This is a genomic window from Gallibacter intestinalis (genome assembly GCF_014982745.1).
Taxonomy (GTDB): domain Bacteria; phylum Bacillota; class Clostridia; order Peptostreptococcales; family Anaerovoracaceae; genus Gallibacter; species Gallibacter intestinalis.
In genome coordinates this window covers 1-1,106 of sequence record NZ_JADCKA010000029.1, presented here as the reverse complement: position 1 = coordinate 1,106, position 1,106 = coordinate 1, and the positions used below count along the sequence as shown (strand labels likewise).

Genomic DNA, 1,106 nt, shown 5'->3' with positions numbered 1-1,106 from the left:
AAGTTTTATAAATGGTAGCTTTTTAGAAGAAAATTCTTTCATCGACTCTAAAAACAATTCTTTGATGGATAATTTATTAAAATTTAGCTTGCAAAATATTGAAAATAATCTTATCATAATCTTGTGGGTGTGCTTTTCTAAGCATATTAGCAGGAGAAAGAGTGTTAAGTGGCCAAGCAAAACTGACTCTTTCTCTTTTTATATTATGATACTTAAACTTCGCAGATTAATAATCTCTATGCACCTTGAAAATTCAATATTTGGCTTTAAGTAAGTATCATGATTCTTGCTCTTATGCACACAGTAAAAGCCTACCCTTAAGTTCCTTTGGAAGTGCAGCCATGAATGCTTCCAGCAATTGATCCAACTGCTCAGAAGTTAAGGAGAGCTTATCTGTGATTGTATCTAAGAACACCTGCATAAGCAGATGGAAAGCTTGAATCAATGAAATATCAGACATTTCATCCGTTATACAATAGAATATCTCACCTAATGTCCGTAAATCAGATGTCTGACGGTTTTCTACTGCCAGCATCATGTACCTAGTAAAAACGACTGCTGTGTGTGCTGTCATAGCATCATAGGACAACGAATTGCATTCCTTGCTCAACTTCAGGTATGATTTGCATACCTTGAAAAAAACCTCGATATCCCAACGCTTTCCGTAAATACGAATGATCTCATCCTCGCTGATATTCATATCAGTAGTGATAAGCGCCAAGTAATCTTTACGTTTTTTCTTATTACGGACATACACAATTCGAGCAGGAATTGATTTGTCATCCTTTTTGAGAACGACTTCGACAGACAGCAGATATCTGGACTTACCTCTTCGCTTTTTGTTTTGCTTGTATATTTCCGTTAATGGCTGCATTTTTCCGTTATAGAGATAATGCATCTTTGGTGTTTTCTTCGCCATTGCAATAACGTCATAATCCATTTCCTTGATAGCGATCAAAGACGATGGGGAACAGAACCAGGTGTCAAACAGCACATGTGATGCAGGAATCAAAGCTTTTTTAGCAGCTTTTATGAGCTCCAGAACTACAGCGGTTGCTTTGCTCTGGGCTAGATTCCGCCGGGTATAACCAGCCGAACGCTTATCC

General features: G+C 37.5%; 2 protein-coding genes. One reads left to right on the top strand and one right to left on the bottom strand.

Going from position 1 to position 1,106, the window contains the following annotated elements:
* Window positions 1-274 (top strand): hypothetical protein (locus INF20_RS07915; RefSeq protein ID WP_226385834.1); only part of this gene is annotated, 274 nt, incomplete at its 5' end.
* A gap of 18 nt (window positions 275-292) precedes the next feature.
* On the opposite strand, the gene INF20_RS07910 is transcribed toward INF20_RS07915, so the two are convergent.
* Window positions 293-1,106 (bottom strand): IS4 family transposase (locus tag INF20_RS07910; RefSeq protein ID WP_226385833.1); only part of this gene is annotated, 814 nt, incomplete at its 5' end.